Below are 13,386 nucleotides of genomic sequence, written 5' to 3'. Positions count from 1 at the left end.
ATTTTAGTGGCAATTTGCCTTAAACGTTATTATTATGTTACAACCTAAAAGAACTAAATTTCGTAAGCAACAAAAGGGCAGGATCAAAGGTATTGCTACAAGAGGTCATGAGATTGCTTTCGGTTCATTTGCAATAAAAAGTCTAGAGCCAGGTAGAATCACTGCTAGACAAATAGAAGCTGCTCGTATTGGTGTTACACGTGCCATGAAACGTGAAGGCCAGGTTTGGATCCGTATATTTCCTGACACCCCTATTACCAAAAAGCCTTTAGAGGTTAGGATGGGTAAAGGTAAGGGTGCTCCTGAGTATTGGGTAGCAAACATTTATCCTGGTACAGTTTTATTCGAAGCAACTGGTGTTTCATTAGAACTAGCAAAAGAAGCTCTTAGATTAGCTGCTCAAAAGTTACCAGTAAAAACAAAGTTTGTAGTTCGTAGAGATTACGAAGTATAGTCATATATAAATACTTCAATTAATAAAGAAGATGAAAAAAAATGATTTAAGTGGTTTTACTGAAGAACAGTTGAAACAACAAATATCTGAAGAAAAAGACAGATTGGTTAAATTGAAGTTTGCTCATGCAATCACTCCAATCGAGAATCCTAGGAGAATTACTGAGACTCGTAAAAATATTGCTAGACTTTCTACTGCTCTTAACAGTTCAAAGTAAAATATCATTATCAAATTTCATGGTTTTCATAAACCATTAATTTTATCCGAAAATGGAAGAAAGACAAGTAAGAAAAGAACGTATTGGTGTTGTTACCAGCAACAAGATGGAGAAGTCAGGCGTAATCCAAGTGATTCGTAAGGTGAAACATCCTAAATATGGTAAGTTTATGCTCAAAACTAAAAAGTTTATGTTTCATGATGAAAACAATGAAGCTGGTATCGGCGACACTGTAAAAATCAGCGAGACTAGACCGTTGAGCAAAAATAAAAATTGGAGATTGGTTGAAATCATTGAGAGAGCCAAATAATCCGATATTTCTAAAATTAGTAAAAGGAAATAATAATGTTACAGCAAGAATCAAGAGCCAATGTAGCTGACAATAGCGGGGCTAAAGAAGTTTTGGTAATAAGAGTTTTAGGTGGTACTAAAAAGAGATATGCATCTGTAGGTGACAAAGTTGTCGTTACAGTTAAACAAGCTCTTTCTTCTTCAAACATGAAGAAAGGTACAGTGTCAAAAGCTGTTGTTGTTAGAACTAAAAAAGAAGTAAGAAGAAAAGACGGTTCTTACATTAGGTTTGAAGAAAACGCGGTTGTTTTATTGAACAATCAAAACGAGCCTAGAGGAACAAGGATTTTCGGACCTGTAGCTAGAGAGTTGAGAGAAAAACAGTTTATGAAAATTGTTTCACTTGCTCCAGAGGTACTATAATAGCTGAAAAAAATATCGTAATTAATTTATTACAATGGAAAGGAAATTTAACAAACAACCTAAGCTTCACGTTAAAACCGGAGATACAGTAGAAGTTATCGCAGGTAACTCTAAAGGTAAAAGAGGAAAAATTGTTGAGGTTTTGGTAAAGAAAAACCGTGTTGTTGTGGAAGGTGTGAATTTGATTAAAAAACACATTAAGCCAAACGCACAAAGCCCTCAAGGCGAAATTAAAGAACTTGAAGGTACTATACATATCAGTAATGTTTTGGTTGTAGATCCGTCTACTGGCAAACCTACTAGAGTTGGTAGAAAACTAAATGATGCTGGAAATCTTCAAAGATTTTCTAAAGCCTCGGGTAAATTTATTTAATAATTTAAAGTGGGTCGGTAATCCACTAAATTTAGAAAAATGGCAAGGTTAAGAGAGAAATATCAAAAAGAAATTGTAGCTGTTTTGATGGAGAAGTATCAGTACAAATCTATCATGCAGGTTCCAAAATTGCTTAAGATAGTAGTCAACAGAGGTGTTGGAGCTGCTACAGGCGATAAAAAATTGGTTGACAACAGTGTTGACGAATTAACAACTATTGTAGGTCAGAAAGCTGTTCCTACCATATCTAAGAAAGCGGTATCAAACTTCAAATTGAGAGAAGGTATGCCGATCGGTGCTAAAGTTACACTGAGATCAAATATCATGTATGAATTTTTAGACCGTCTTACTTCAGTAGCATTACCAAGAGTTAGAGATTTCCAAGGTATCAGTGACAAAGGTTTTGATGGCAGAGGAAACTATACTTTCGGTGTTACTGAGCAAATCATCTTCCCTGAAATATCTATTGATAAAATCAGCAAGATACAAGGAATGGACATTACATTTGTAACAACTGCAAAGACCGATGCTGAAAGCTACGAATTGTTGAAAGCATTGGGTATGCCGTTTGTGAATAAAAATAAATAATAAGCAATAATTTAGAGACATGGCAAAAGAGTCAATAAAAGCTAGGGAAAGAAAAAGAGAGAGATTAGTAGCTAAGTTTGCTACGAAAAGAGCCGCCCTTAAGGAAGCTCAAGATTGGAAAGGCTTAGACGCTCTTCCAAAAAACTCTTCACCTGTTAGATTGCACAATAGATGTAAGCTTACTGGTCGCCCTAAGGGTTACATGAGAAAGTTTGGTATCAATCGTGTTACCTTCCGTGAAATGGCCAATTCAGGATTTATTCCTGGTGTTACCAAATCTTCTTGGTAAAAAGTTTTTTTTCTTATTTAGAATTACTATCTTTGCAGCCCAGTTAGAGAAGTCACGCTTGTGATACTGTCTAATGTTGGCTAAGGTATCCAAAAAAATATTAATTTAGAGATGATTACAACGGATCCAATAGCAGATTTTCTTACAAGAATCAGAAATGCTATTAAAGCGAGACATAGAGTCGTAGAGATTCCTGCCTCAAACCTAAAAAAAGAACTTACAGTTCTTCTTTATGAAAAAGGTTATATTGCAAGTTATAAGTTTGAAGATGATGGTCTTCAAGGTGTTATAAAAATTGCATTGAAATATAATCCAATCACTAAAAAATCAGCAATTATCAATCTTTCTAGGGTTTCAAAGCCAGGTTTAAGAAAGTACGTAAAGTCAACTGAGTTACCAAGAGTACTCAATGGCCTTGGTATTGCTATTTTATCAACTTCCAAAGGAATTGTTACAGACAAAGAGGCTAGAACGCTGAATGTTGGTGGTGAGGTACTTTGTTATGTTTATTAATTTTTGTTGACCGCTTCTTTAATGAAGCCTTAAACGTTTTAAAATGTCTAGAATAGGTAAAAAACCAATTACAATCCCTTCAGGAGTAACAGTTACTGTTGGTTCTGATAATTTAGTGACTGCGAAAGGTGCGTTAGGTACTTTGACTCAAAAAATTGACCCTGATATGGGCTTGACTATTGAAGATGGTGTATTAACTGTAACACGTCCAACTGAGCAGAAAAGACACAAAGCTTTGCACGGTCTTTATAGATCTTTGTTAAGTAACCTTATCGTTGGAGTATCTGATGGATACAAAAAAGAACTTGAATTAGTCGGTGTAGGTTACAAAGCTACCAACAATGGAAATATCATAGATATGTCATTGGGATACTCGCACAATATTTATCTTGTTGTTCCTGCTGAAATCAAAGTAGAGACTAAGATGGAGAAAGGAAAGAATCCAATTATTACTTTACAAGGTACTGACAAACAATTGATAGGTTTGGTTGCTGCCAAAATAAAGTCGCTACGTAAATCTGAGCCATACAAAGGTAAAGGTATCAAGTTTGTAGGAGAGGTTATCAGAAGAAAAGCTGGTAAAACTGCAGGTAAAAAATAATTAAGAAATTATAACTTTATAATATATGTCTAGTGTTAAGTCTGAAAGAAGACAAAAAATAAAGTGGAGAGTTAGGAAAAAGGTTTCAGGTACTCCTGAAAGACCAAGGTTAACTGTTTTTCGTAGTAATACAGGTATATACGTTCAATTAATTGACGATATAGCAGGAAAAACTTTAGCATCTGCCTCTTCAGTTGAACTAGGTCTTAAATCTTTGAATATAGAGAATTCAAAACAAGTAGGTTCAAGCATTGCTAAAAAAGCGGTAGAGATTGGTCTCACGGCTTGTGTATTTGACCGTAGTGGTTATTTGTACCATGGAAATGTGAAAGCTTTGGCAGATGCTGCGAGAGAAGCTGGACTTAACTTTTAATACTATTTAAATGAAAGCAATTAAAGTAAACGAATCAGAATTAAAGGAGAGAGTTGTAGCCATCAATAGAGTTGCGAAAGTAGTTAAAGGTGGTCGTAGATTTAGCTTCTCAGCGATAGTTGTACTTGGCGATGGCCAAGGTGCTGTAGGTCAAGGTCTTGGTAAAGCAAACGAAGTAACTGATGCAATATCTAAGGCTATTGAAGACGCTCGTAAAAACCTAGTTAATGTGCCAATTATTAATGGTACTGTTCCTCACGAAATGGAGGGAAAATACTCAGGCGGTTTCGTATTTGTTAAACCAGCCGCTCCAGGTACTGGAGTTATTGCAGGTGGAGCTATGCGTGCAGTGTTGGAGGCAGCAGGTGTACATAATGTACTTGCAAAGTCGAAAGGAAGTTCTAATCCTCACAACGTTGTTAAGGCTACATTAGATGCTCTTTTGAAAATGAGAGCTCCTCATGAAGTAGCTTCAATGAGAGGAATTAAATTAAACAAAGTATTCAACGGATAATTTCCGTGTAAATAATTTTAGTAATGGCTAAAGTAAAACTTACTCAAGTAAAAAGTATCATTGAGAGACCTAAGAAGCAGAAACTTACAATGCAAGCTTTAGGTTTAACTAAAATCGGTAGATCCGTTGAGATTGAATCAAATCCAGCGATTGAAGGTATGATTAGAAAGGTTAATCATTTGATTAGAGTAGAAAATTGTTAATAGGGACAACCGAGTAGTGTTTTAACACTGCGTAAAATAAATACAAAATGAAATTAGAGATTTTACAACCTGCCAAAGGTTCAGTTAGAGATAATACAAGACAAGGTAGAGGTCAAGGTTCTGGTGGTGGTGGAACTGCTAGAAGAGGACACAAAGGTGCTAAATCTAGATCTGGATATAGTTCAAAGCGTGGATTTGAAGGTGGTCAAATGCCATTACAAAGACGTTTGCCTAAATTTGGTTTCAATAACATCAACAGAATAGAGTACAAAGGAATTAACCTTGATACTATTCAGGCGTTGGTAGAAAAAACAGGTGTTAGCTTAGTGGACTTGAAATTCTTGAAAGAACACGGTTTAATGTCTAAGTTTGACTTAATTAAAGTTTTAGGTAGAGGCGAGTTAACATCAAAAGTTAGTGTTAGCGTGAATGCTTTTTCTAAATCAGCGGTTACAGCTATAGAAGCACTTGGAGGAACTGCTACGGTAGTTACTAAGTCGTCTGCTACTAGTGAAATCGAAGGAAGTCAACCTGAATAACCTTAGCTATTTTTATGAAAAAATTAATAAGCACATTTAAGAACATCTGGTCAATTGAAGAGCTAAGAAATAGAATCTTGGCTACCTTCATTATAATACTAATTTTCAGAGTTGGTTCTTACATTACGCTTCCAGGTGTTGATCCTTCAAAGTTACAGGATTTAACAAGTGGTAATGGTCTTTTAGGCTTATTAGATACACTTGTTGGTGGGGCCTTTAGTAAGGCTTCAATTATGGCTTTAGGTATTATGCCTTACATTTCAGCCTCTATTGCTATTCAGCTTTTGGGTTTAGCTCTACCTTATTTTTCCAAATTGCAAAAAGAAGGAGAATCTGGTAGAAGAAAGTTAAATCAAATAACAAGATGGTTGACAATAGCAGTTACTGCTACGCAAGGCTTCACTTACTTGAAAACTACCATTCCTACTGATGCTATCACTATTTCTCAAGGATTATTCTATTTTTCTGGGGTGATTATGTTGGTAGCTGGTACTATGATGAGTATGTGGTTAGGCGAGAGAATTACAGAGAAAGGCATTGGAAATGGTATCTCAATGATAATTATGATTGGTATAGTTTCACGTTTTCCTGGTGCTATCATTGGCGAAGCAAATGCAAGAGCTGCAAATGGTCAGATTTTGTTCTTCGTCATTGAAATTGTTGCTTTGTTCCTAGTGGTTATATTTGCAGTTGCTATGACGCAGGCAGTTCGTAGAATTCCGGTTCAATATGCAAAACAAATAGTTGGTAACAAAACTGTTACTGGACAGAGACAATATCTCCCTTTAAAATTAAATATTTCAGGAGTTATGCCGATTATATTTGGTCAGGCTCTGATGTTTATTCCTGCTTTTGTTGCTTCTCTTTTTGCTGAAAAGAGTGATTTTGCACAGACAGTTAATACAATATTCAGCGATCCTACTTCATGGCAGTATAACTTACTTTATTTAGTTCTGATTGTTGCATTTACATTCTTTTATACAGCGATATCAATCAATCCTAATCAAATAGCTGATGATATGAAAAGAGGTGGTGGTTTTATACCTGGTATTAAGCCTGGTCAACCTACCTCAGATTTCGTAGCTCAAGTATTAGATAGAATTACACTTCCAGGGAGTATACTTTTAGCAATGATTGCTATCTTTCCTGCAATTGCTAGTTTGTTTGGTATGACTCAACTTTTCTCGTCATTCTTTGGAGGGACTTCTTTATTGATTCTAGTAGGTGTTGTTTTAGACACCCTACAGCAAGTTGAAAGTTACCTTCTCATGAAGAAATACGAAGGTTTGATGGAGTCGGGAAGAATTGAAGGTCGTCAGACAGCAGTAATTAGTAATTAATTAGGATGTCGAAAAGAGTAATTTACCTTAAGAACGCTGAAGAAGCTAATATTATTAAGCAAAACGGTGTTATTTTAGGTAAGGCACAAGCAGAGGTAGCTAAATTAATTGGAGTTGGTATAAAGACCAAAGATTTAGATAAAGTTGCTGAGGAATATATTTTAGATAATGGCGGTAAGCCCTCATTTAAAAATTATAATGGTTTTCCTGCAACACTCTGTATTTCTGTTAATGATGTTGTAGTACACGGAATTCCGAGTACAAGAGAGCTAAAAGATGGAGATATAGTTTCAGTAGATTGTGGAGTTTTCAAGAACGGATATCATGCCGACAGTGCTTATACTTATATGGTTGGGGATGTGAATCAATTGACCAAAAAGTTGTTATCTGATACAAAGAAGTCTTTGTTTGAAGGAATAGCTCAAGTGAAGCCTGGCAATAGGATAGGAGATATAAGTTATGGTGTGCAAAGCTTTACTGAAGGTTTGGGTTATGGAGTGGTGAGAGAACTAGTTGGCCATGGGGTTGGTAAATATCTTCATGAAGCTCCTGAGGTTCCCAATTTTGGAAAGAGAGGCAATGGCCCCAAATTGCAAGTAGGAATGGTTATAGCAATTGAACCGATGATAACTCTGGGAAAGAGGTTTGTAGTTCAAGAGAATGATAACTGGACCATAAGGACTGAAGATAGAAAACCAGCTGCTCATTTTGAGCATACCGTAATGGTAACAAAAGGAGGTTATGAAATTTTAACTACTTTTGAGTTTATAGAGGAAGTTTTGGTTAGTAGAAACTTAGAGATAATTTAAGAATGGCAAAGCAGTCAAATATTCAGGTAGACGGTGTAATAGTAGAAGCTTTATCAAATGCCATGTTTAGGGTAGAGTTAGAGAATAAGCATGAGGTAATAGCTCATATTTCTGGTAAAATGAGGATGAATTACATCAGGATTTTGCCAGGCGATAAAGTTAAGTTGGAGATGTCTCCATACGATTTGTCAAAAGCAAGAATTACTTACCGATATAAATAATCGGTTTTAATATATTAATTAAATAAAATGAAAGTTAAAGCATCAGTAAAAAAGCGTAGTGAGGACTGTAAGGTTATCAGACGTAAGGGTAAGATTTACGTAATTAATAAGAAAAATCCTAAATTTAAACAAAGACAAGGTTAATATTTATGAGGATCTCAGGTGTTGATATTCCGGACAAAAAGAGAGGTGAAATTTCTCTTACCTATATATACGGTATAGGTCGCAGTACTGCGAAAAATATTTTAGGCCAAGCTAACATTTCTGTTGATAAGAAGGCGGGCGAATGGTCAGACGATGAAGCTAACGCGATTCGTGCTATTATTTCTAATGAATTTAAAGTAGAAGGTGCTTTACGTTCTGAAGTTACACTTAGCATCAAACGTTTAATGGATATCGGATGTTATAGAGGTTTGAGACATAGAAAGGGTTTACCTTTGAGAGGTCAAAAAACTAAAAATAACTCAAGAACAAGAAAAGGTAAGCGTAAGACTATCGCTAACAAGAAAAAAGCAACTAAATAATACTTAGTTGGATCAGGGGAAGGCATTTAGTTTTCCTGCCTTAATTTAAGTTTTTCTATCAATAATGGCACAAGCTAAAAGAAAAGACAAAGCAAAAAAAAGAGTAGTAGTTGTAGAAGCCTACGGACAAGTTCATGTTAGAGCATCTTTCAACAACATTATCATTTCAGTTACAAATAGTACTGGACAAGTTATTTCATGGGCATCAGCTGGTAAAATGGGTTTTAGAGGTTCAAAAAAGAACACCCCTTATGCAGCACAAATGGCATCACAAAACTGTTGTCAGGTAGCTTATGATTTAGGTATGAGAAAAGCTGATATTTATGTAAAAGGACCAGGATCAGGTAGAGAATCTGCTATGAGAACTGTTCAAAGCGTAGGTATTGATGTAGTTAATATTTTTGATATTACTCCGCTTCCTCACAATGGTTGTAGACCACCTAAAAGAAGAAGAGTATAATTTATTTTCAAAACAAATATTAGTTTGGACATTGGGGCTAATTATTTGACAAATTATTTTTTAAAACATGGCAAGATATACAGGTCCGAAATCAAAGATTTCAAGAAAATTTGGAGAGGCAGTCTTAGGGCCAAGCAAGGCTCTAGCGAAGAAGAACTATCCTCCAGGACAGCATGGTAGAGGTAGAAGAGGTAAAAAATCGGAATATGCTCTTCAATTGCAAGAGAAGCAAAAAATCAAGTACACTTATGGTATGCTTGAGCGTCAATTTGCAAGAATATTCCATTTGGCTGCCGTTAAAGATGGTCAAACAGGTGCTAACTTGATTAAATTGTGTGAATCAAGATTAGACAATGTTGTTTACCGTATGGGTATTGCTCCTACAAGAAGAGCTGCAAGACAATTGGTAGCTCACAAACATATAGTTGTAGATGGTGAAATAACGAACATTCCTTCATTATTGGTTAAGCCAGGTCAGGCGGTAGCAGTAAGAGAGAAGTCTAAAGCGTTAGAGAATATCACATCTAGTACTAGTATTAATTCGTCTAAAAAGTATGGTTGGATAGAATTTAATTCAACTGACTTAGCTGGTGTTTTTATTAATTACCCAGATAGAGACCAAGTGCCAGAGAATTTCAACGATCAGGCAGTTGTCGAATTGTACAACAAATAATAATATCATACCACCCCTTTACGGGGGTGGTTTCTTTAATATATTGTGGGATAATCCTACAATTATTTCGTTAACGAAAATATACAGCACAGTATGTCAATTTTAGCATTTCAAATGCCCGATAAAGTCGTGATGGAAAAAGCGGACGACTTTCATGGTTTTTTTGAGTTTAAACCACTCGAAAGAGGATATGGAGTAACCATCGGTAATGCTCTTCGTCGTATATTGTTGTCTTCATTAGAAGGTTTCGCAATTACATCGGTAAGATTTCCTGGTGTTCTTCATGAGTTCTCATCAATTGAAGGTGTTGTGGATGATGTAACTGAAATTATTTTGAATCTTAAACAAGTAAGATTTAAAAAGATTTCAGATTTTGTAGATAATAAAATCACCGTAAAAATTAAAAATCAGAGTGAATTAACAGCTGGCGAAATAAGCAAGTTCTCTTCTTGTTTCGAAGTTCTTAATCCTGATTTGGTAATCGCTCGCTTGGATTCTAAAAAAGAGTTAGAGTTTGAGATAATCGTAGATAAAGGAAGAGGTTATGTTCCTAGTGAGGAGCACAAAGCAAATGATTTGCCTATTGGTTTTATTTCAATAGACTCTATCTACACACCTATTAAAAATGTTAAGTTCAGCGTTGAAAACACACGTGTTGAGCAGAGAACTGACTATGAGAAGCTTTTGTTAGAAATCAAAACGGATGGTTCAATTCATCCTGAGAAAGCACTTCAAGAAGCATCTCACATTTTGATTCAACACTTTCTTAAATTCACAGATGAAAACATGGTGTTTGATTCTAAGAAAGATGAGGAAGACAACATGGTTGACGAAGAATTCTTGCATATGAGAAAACTTCTTAAGACATCTTTACAAGATCTTGACTTGTCAGTTAGAGCCTACAACTGTCTAAAATCAGCTGACATCCGTACGTTGGGTGATTTGGCTAGATTAGAAGTTGCCGACATGATGAAGTTTAGGAATTTTGGTAAAAAATCCTTAACTGAATTGGAGCAATTAATAGCTGACAAACAGTTACATTTTGGAATGGATGTAGCCAAATACAAATTGGACGAAGAGTAATAATAATTTCGCAGAATTAATTTTTTAAACTCGTAATAGGTGGAAAACATAGCTGCGTAACTGTTTTCTAACCGTTACTTACGAAAATAGAACAAAATGAGACACGGTAAAAAAGTAAACCATTTAGGTAGAACAAAATCTCACAGAGATGCATTGTTGGCTAACCTTACAATTTCGTTAATCAAAGCGAAAAGAATTGAGACCACATTGGCTAAAGCGAAAGCTTTAAGAATGTATATTGAGCCTTTGATTACAAAATCTAAGACTGATAATACACACTCAAGAAGAACAGTTTTTTCTTATTTGCAAGACAAAGAATCAATCAAAATTCTTTTCGGTGAAATAGCAGAGAAAGTTTCTGAAAGAAACGGCGGTTACACAAGAATTATTAAATTGGGTCAAAGACAAGGCGATAATGCAGTTGTTGCACTTATCGAATTGGTAGATTTCAACGAAAACTTGTTAAGCTCAGCTGTAGAGGAAGCAGATACTAAAACTAAGCGTTCAAGAAGAGGAAAAACTAAGAAAACTGACGATTCATCTTCAGTTGCCACTCCAGTAGTTGAGGCAGCTCCAGTAGCAGTTGTTGAGGAAGAAGTTACTTCTGCTGAAGTTGTAGAAGAAGCAACGGAAGAAACATCGGCTCCAGAAGCAGGAGAATCGACTGAGGAAACAAAATAATATTTTTTCTTAGGATAAAATATCGAAAAAGGAGCCAATTGGCTCCTTTTTTCATTATTCGTTAAATGTATATACCAGAATTGGAATTTTGGTATGCTTTATAACTTGTTTAGTTTTACTAGGATTCAATATCCCTTGAAATAATCCTCGCTTATGTGTAGTCAATATGAGTAGTGAAATACCTTCCGCTTCGATTAATTCGTTTATTCCTTTTTTAAAACTCTTACTTTCCTTTTGAATAATATTCAATTTATCTTTTTCGAATTTTTTCAAAATTGAATCTAAAAATTGTTCATCAGGGTAAATATTCAAATCTTCTGATTCTTGTATGTGAACCAATTCTAAATTATGAAGAGAGAATTTTGCGAAGTCCAAGGCTTTTTCTATATAATTTTCTTCATCATATTCCAGTTGGCTAGCATAGCCTATTTTTGTTAAGATGGTACTTTCATAGTTTTCAGGAATAACTAACAGTGGTGCCTCCACATTATCAATTAAATGAGAAGCTGTACTGCCTATGAGCGTTTCAATAAATCCCTGTTCACCTGTTTTGCCGACTACTACAAAACTGACTGCTTCGGACTTACTAACATCATTTAAAATTGAGCTCAAATCACTGAATGCCAATTTATATTCGGCATCTAACCCATCTTTTTTTGCTGAATTTACTTCTTTCTCTAACTTTTCTTCCAATATTTTTACTGAATCACGAAATGTTTCCTCTATTAGTCCCACCGGAACATTAGGGTCTAGAATAGGAGGCGAATACGAATGCACTATTACCAATTTTTGTTCCATAATTTTGGCCAAATTTTTTGCATAATTCAAGGCATTAGTGGCTCCATTTGAAAAGTCGAATGCTACTACGATAGTTTTCATAATTGTATAATATCTAGTTTTGAATTTTAAGGTCTGCTTATGATTTGTTTTTAAACTATTCCAAAGTTATTCTTTTCTTTCAATTAAATAAATGATATTTGATAGGTTTATAAAATGATAATTTATTCATAATATATATGGATAAAGAAATATTTGTTAGATAAGTTAAAAATTTGACATAACTTTGTACTCCGATAATCTTATCTAATCGGAAAATAAAATTTCAATGAGTTTCATTCCCCAAGACGCTATCTTAATGCTTCAAGATGGCACCGTTTTCAAAGGCAAAGCTTTAGGTAAAATAGGTACAACAACAGGCGAGATCTGTTTTAATACCGGTATGACTGGCTACCAAGAAATCTATACTGATCCATCTTATTTTGGTCAAATTATCGTCAATACTACCGCTCATATTGGTAATTATGGCGTAAAATTAGATACGGAAGAAGAATCCGATAGTATTAAAATTAAAGGAATGATTTGTAATTCCTATGCAGATCATTATTATTCCCGTGCAACTGCAGATTATTCACTCCAAGAATATTTTGAAAAAAATGGAATTGTAGGAATTTGTGATATTGATACAAGACAAATTGTGAGATATATCAGAAATGCTGGCGTGATGAACTGTGTTATCTCCTCGGAGATTTCAGATGAAATAGAATTAAAAAAGATTTTGGAGGATTGTCCTTCGATGGACGGTCTAGAACTCAGTTCTTTGGTAAGTACGCCTGAGTCATATTTCTTGGGTAATCCAGATGCTAAATACAAACTGGCTGTAATGGATTACGGTTGTAAAAGAAACATCCTTAGGAATTTTGTTCAAAGAGATTGTTACGTGAAAGTATTTAATGCAAAAGCAGACCTATCTGAAATATTGGACTGGAATGCTGACGGCTATTTTATTTCAAATGGCCCCGGAGACCCAGGAGCGATGGATTATGCAGTGGAGACTATTAAAGAACTTCTTAAGTCTGAGAAACCACTTTTTGGAATATGTTTGGGACATCAATTATTGAGCAGATCTGTAGGTATAGGAACTTACAAAATGCACAATGGTCACAGGGGATTAAATCACCCCGTGAAGAACCTAATTTCAGGTAAATGTGAGGTGACTTCTCAAAATCACGGTTTTGCAGTTATACCAGAGGAAGCGTTTAAAAGCGAAGAGGTTGAAGTAACGCATCTTAATCTTAACGATAATACCATAGAGGGCATTAGATTAAAGAATAAACCAGCTTTCTCGGTGCAATATCACCCAGAAGCCGCACCTGGGCCACATGATTCCAATTATTTGTTCGACCAGTTTGTCAGTATGATGAACTAATCTAGATTTTA

24 protein-coding genes are annotated in these 13,386 nt (G+C 35.2%); 23 read left to right on the top strand and 1 reads right to left on the bottom strand.

Features of this window, described 5'->3' with window-relative positions:
* The first annotated feature begins 34 nt into the window (after window positions 1–34).
* The 22 genes from rplP (at window position 35) to rplQ (ending at window position 11,169) form a co-directional block, all read left to right on the top strand.
* Entirely contained in the window at window positions 35–454 is a 420-nt protein-coding gene (gene rplP, locus EGI24_RS06360) for a 50S ribosomal protein L16 (protein ID WP_255047523.1), read from the top strand.
* Between the two features lie 31 nt (window positions 455–485).
* The gene (rpmC, locus tag EGI24_RS06355) at window positions 486–671 is read left to right on the top strand and encodes a 50S ribosomal protein L29 (RefSeq protein ID WP_255047522.1); all 186 of its coding nucleotides are present in this window, start codon (window positions 486–488) and stop codon (window positions 669–671) included.
* Window positions 672–723: 52 nt separating this feature from the next.
* Complete coding sequence (gene rpsQ / locus EGI24_RS06350) at window positions 724–981, top strand: 30S ribosomal protein S17 (protein WP_255047521.1); 258 nt, start codon at window positions 724–726, stop codon at window positions 979–981.
* Between the two features lie 35 nt (window positions 982–1,016).
* Window positions 1,017–1,385 carry a 50S ribosomal protein L14 gene (gene rplN / locus EGI24_RS06345; RefSeq protein ID WP_255047520.1) on the top strand — a complete coding sequence of 123 codons (369 nt, stop codon included), beginning with the start codon at window positions 1,017–1,019 and terminating at the stop codon, window positions 1,383–1,385.
* Between the two features lie 34 nt (window positions 1,386–1,419).
* Complete coding sequence (rplX, locus tag EGI24_RS06340; protein ID WP_255047519.1) at window positions 1,420–1,758, top strand: 50S ribosomal protein L24; 339 nt, start codon at window positions 1,420–1,422, stop codon at window positions 1,756–1,758.
* A gap of 39 nt (window positions 1,759–1,797) precedes the next feature.
* Entirely contained in the window at window positions 1,798–2,346 is a 549-nt protein-coding gene (rplE, locus tag EGI24_RS06335; RefSeq protein WP_255047518.1) for a 50S ribosomal protein L5, read from the top strand.
* Window positions 2,347–2,365: 19 nt separating this feature from the next.
* Complete coding sequence (rpsN, locus tag EGI24_RS06330; protein ID WP_255035152.1) at window positions 2,366–2,635, top strand: 30S ribosomal protein S14; 270 nt, start codon at window positions 2,366–2,368, stop codon at window positions 2,633–2,635.
* A gap of 111 nt (window positions 2,636–2,746) precedes the next feature.
* Entirely contained in the window at window positions 2,747–3,148 is a 402-nt protein-coding gene (gene rpsH / locus EGI24_RS06325) for a 30S ribosomal protein S8 (protein WP_255047517.1), read from the top strand.
* 43 nt (window positions 3,149–3,191) lie between these two features.
* Complete coding sequence (gene rplF / locus EGI24_RS06320) at window positions 3,192–3,749, top strand: 50S ribosomal protein L6 (protein ID WP_255047516.1); 558 nt, start codon at window positions 3,192–3,194, stop codon at window positions 3,747–3,749.
* Window positions 3,750–3,774: 25 nt separating this feature from the next.
* Entirely contained in the window at window positions 3,775–4,122 is a 348-nt protein-coding gene (rplR, locus tag EGI24_RS06315; RefSeq protein ID WP_255047515.1) for a 50S ribosomal protein L18, read from the top strand.
* A gap of 10 nt (window positions 4,123–4,132) precedes the next feature.
* The gene (gene rpsE, locus EGI24_RS06310) at window positions 4,133–4,636 is read left to right on the top strand and encodes a 30S ribosomal protein S5 (RefSeq protein WP_255047513.1); all 504 of its coding nucleotides are present in this window, start codon (window positions 4,133–4,135) and stop codon (window positions 4,634–4,636) included.
* A 23-nt stretch (window positions 4,637–4,659) separates the two neighbouring features.
* Window positions 4,660–4,839 carry a 50S ribosomal protein L30 gene (rpmD, locus tag EGI24_RS06305; protein ID WP_255047512.1) on the top strand — a complete coding sequence of 60 codons (180 nt, stop codon included), beginning with the start codon at window positions 4,660–4,662 and terminating at the stop codon, window positions 4,837–4,839.
* 47 nt (window positions 4,840–4,886) lie between these two features.
* The gene (rplO, locus tag EGI24_RS06300) at window positions 4,887–5,378 is read left to right on the top strand and encodes a 50S ribosomal protein L15 (protein ID WP_255047511.1); all 492 of its coding nucleotides are present in this window, start codon (window positions 4,887–4,889) and stop codon (window positions 5,376–5,378) included.
* Between the two features lie 14 nt (window positions 5,379–5,392).
* Window positions 5,393–6,718: a preprotein translocase subunit SecY gene (secY, locus tag EGI24_RS06295; protein ID WP_255047510.1), complete on the top strand. Its 1,326-nt coding sequence runs from the start codon at window positions 5,393–5,395 to the stop codon at window positions 6,716–6,718.
* 5 nt (window positions 6,719–6,723) lie between these two features.
* Entirely contained in the window at window positions 6,724–7,527 is an 804-nt protein-coding gene (map, locus tag EGI24_RS06290; RefSeq protein WP_255047509.1) for a type I methionyl aminopeptidase, read from the top strand.
* Window positions 7,528–7,529: 2 nt separating this feature from the next.
* Window positions 7,530–7,748: a translation initiation factor IF-1 gene (gene infA, locus EGI24_RS06285; protein ID WP_255047508.1), complete on the top strand. Its 219-nt coding sequence runs from the start codon at window positions 7,530–7,532 to the stop codon at window positions 7,746–7,748.
* A 27-nt stretch (window positions 7,749–7,775) separates the two neighbouring features.
* On the top strand, window positions 7,776–7,892 hold the full coding sequence (gene ykgO, locus EGI24_RS06280) for a type B 50S ribosomal protein L36 (protein WP_013408562.1): 117 nt from the start codon (window positions 7,776–7,778) through the stop codon (window positions 7,890–7,892).
* A gap of 5 nt (window positions 7,893–7,897) precedes the next feature.
* Complete coding sequence (gene rpsM, locus EGI24_RS06275) at window positions 7,898–8,272, top strand: 30S ribosomal protein S13 (RefSeq protein ID WP_255035164.1); 375 nt, start codon at window positions 7,898–7,900, stop codon at window positions 8,270–8,272.
* Between the two features lie 64 nt (window positions 8,273–8,336).
* Window positions 8,337–8,732, top strand: coding sequence for a 30S ribosomal protein S11 (gene rpsK / locus EGI24_RS06270; RefSeq protein ID WP_255047507.1), 396 nt, complete (start codon window positions 8,337–8,339; stop codon window positions 8,730–8,732).
* A 67-nt stretch (window positions 8,733–8,799) separates the two neighbouring features.
* Complete coding sequence (gene rpsD, locus EGI24_RS06265) at window positions 8,800–9,405, top strand: 30S ribosomal protein S4 (protein ID WP_255047506.1); 606 nt, start codon at window positions 8,800–8,802, stop codon at window positions 9,403–9,405.
* Between the two features lie 93 nt (window positions 9,406–9,498).
* Entirely contained in the window at window positions 9,499–10,488 is a 990-nt protein-coding gene (locus tag EGI24_RS06260; protein ID WP_255047505.1) for a DNA-directed RNA polymerase subunit alpha, read from the top strand.
* A gap of 96 nt (window positions 10,489–10,584) precedes the next feature.
* Complete coding sequence (gene rplQ / locus EGI24_RS06255) at window positions 10,585–11,169, top strand: 50S ribosomal protein L17 (RefSeq protein WP_255047504.1); 585 nt, start codon at window positions 10,585–10,587, stop codon at window positions 11,167–11,169.
* A 54-nt stretch (window positions 11,170–11,223) separates the two neighbouring features.
* On the opposite strand, the gene EGI24_RS06250 is transcribed toward rplQ, so the two are convergent.
* Window positions 11,224–12,048, bottom strand: coding sequence for a universal stress protein (locus tag EGI24_RS06250; protein WP_255047503.1), 825 nt, complete (start codon window positions 12,046–12,048; stop codon window positions 11,224–11,226).
* 226 nt (window positions 12,049–12,274) lie between these two features.
* Between EGI24_RS06250 and carA the strand changes: the two genes are divergently transcribed.
* Complete coding sequence (gene carA, locus EGI24_RS06245) at window positions 12,275–13,375, top strand: glutamine-hydrolyzing carbamoyl-phosphate synthase small subunit (protein ID WP_255047502.1); 1,101 nt, start codon at window positions 12,275–12,277, stop codon at window positions 13,373–13,375.
* Window positions 13,376–13,386 lie beyond the last annotated feature (11 nt).

It is taken from the genome of Lacihabitans sp. CS3-21 (assembly GCF_024343675.1).
In the GTDB taxonomy this organism is placed as follows: Bacteria; Bacteroidota; Bacteroidia; order Cytophagales; family Spirosomataceae; genus Leadbetterella.
This window is presented reverse-complemented; position numbering and strand designations above follow the sequence as displayed.

Coding starts and splice junctions, on each gene's coding strand:
- rplP (WP_255047523.1), top strand. CDS start 35: ATGTTACAACCTAAAAGAACTAAATTTCGTAAGCAACAAAAGGGCAGG.
- rpmC (WP_255047522.1), top strand. CDS start 486: ATGAAAAAAAATGATTTAAGTGGTTTTACTGAAGAACAGTTGAAACAA.
- rpsQ (WP_255047521.1), top strand. CDS start 724: ATGGAAGAAAGACAAGTAAGAAAAGAACGTATTGGTGTTGTTACCAGC.
- rplN (WP_255047520.1), top strand. CDS start 1,017: ATGTTACAGCAAGAATCAAGAGCCAATGTAGCTGACAATAGCGGGGCT.
- rplX (WP_255047519.1), top strand. CDS start 1,420: ATGGAAAGGAAATTTAACAAACAACCTAAGCTTCACGTTAAAACCGGA.
- rplE (WP_255047518.1), top strand. CDS start 1,798: ATGGCAAGGTTAAGAGAGAAATATCAAAAAGAAATTGTAGCTGTTTTG.
- rpsN (WP_255035152.1), top strand. CDS start 2,366: ATGGCAAAAGAGTCAATAAAAGCTAGGGAAAGAAAAAGAGAGAGATTA.
- rpsH (WP_255047517.1), top strand. CDS start 2,747: ATGATTACAACGGATCCAATAGCAGATTTTCTTACAAGAATCAGAAAT.
- rplF (WP_255047516.1), top strand. CDS start 3,192: ATGTCTAGAATAGGTAAAAAACCAATTACAATCCCTTCAGGAGTAACA.
- rplR (WP_255047515.1), top strand. CDS start 3,775: ATGTCTAGTGTTAAGTCTGAAAGAAGACAAAAAATAAAGTGGAGAGTT.
- rpsE (WP_255047513.1), top strand. CDS start 4,133: ATGAAAGCAATTAAAGTAAACGAATCAGAATTAAAGGAGAGAGTTGTA.
- rpmD (WP_255047512.1), top strand. CDS start 4,660: ATGGCTAAAGTAAAACTTACTCAAGTAAAAAGTATCATTGAGAGACCT.
- rplO (WP_255047511.1), top strand. CDS start 4,887: ATGAAATTAGAGATTTTACAACCTGCCAAAGGTTCAGTTAGAGATAAT.
- secY (WP_255047510.1), top strand. CDS start 5,393: ATGAAAAAATTAATAAGCACATTTAAGAACATCTGGTCAATTGAAGAG.
- map (WP_255047509.1), top strand. CDS start 6,724: ATGTCGAAAAGAGTAATTTACCTTAAGAACGCTGAAGAAGCTAATATT.
- infA (WP_255047508.1), top strand. CDS start 7,530: ATGGCAAAGCAGTCAAATATTCAGGTAGACGGTGTAATAGTAGAAGCT.
- ykgO (WP_013408562.1), top strand. CDS start 7,776: ATGAAAGTTAAAGCATCAGTAAAAAAGCGTAGTGAGGACTGTAAGGTT.
- rpsM (WP_255035164.1), top strand. CDS start 7,898: ATGAGGATCTCAGGTGTTGATATTCCGGACAAAAAGAGAGGTGAAATT.
- rpsK (WP_255047507.1), top strand. CDS start 8,337: ATGGCACAAGCTAAAAGAAAAGACAAAGCAAAAAAAAGAGTAGTAGTT.
- rpsD (WP_255047506.1), top strand. CDS start 8,800: ATGGCAAGATATACAGGTCCGAAATCAAAGATTTCAAGAAAATTTGGA.
- EGI24_RS06260 (WP_255047505.1), top strand. CDS start 9,499: ATGTCAATTTTAGCATTTCAAATGCCCGATAAAGTCGTGATGGAAAAA.
- rplQ (WP_255047504.1), top strand. CDS start 10,585: ATGAGACACGGTAAAAAAGTAAACCATTTAGGTAGAACAAAATCTCAC.
- EGI24_RS06250 (WP_255047503.1), bottom strand. CDS start 12,048: ATGAAAACTATCGTAGTAGCATTCGACTTTTCAAATGGAGCCACTAAT.
- carA (WP_255047502.1), top strand. CDS start 12,275: ATGAGTTTCATTCCCCAAGACGCTATCTTAATGCTTCAAGATGGCACC.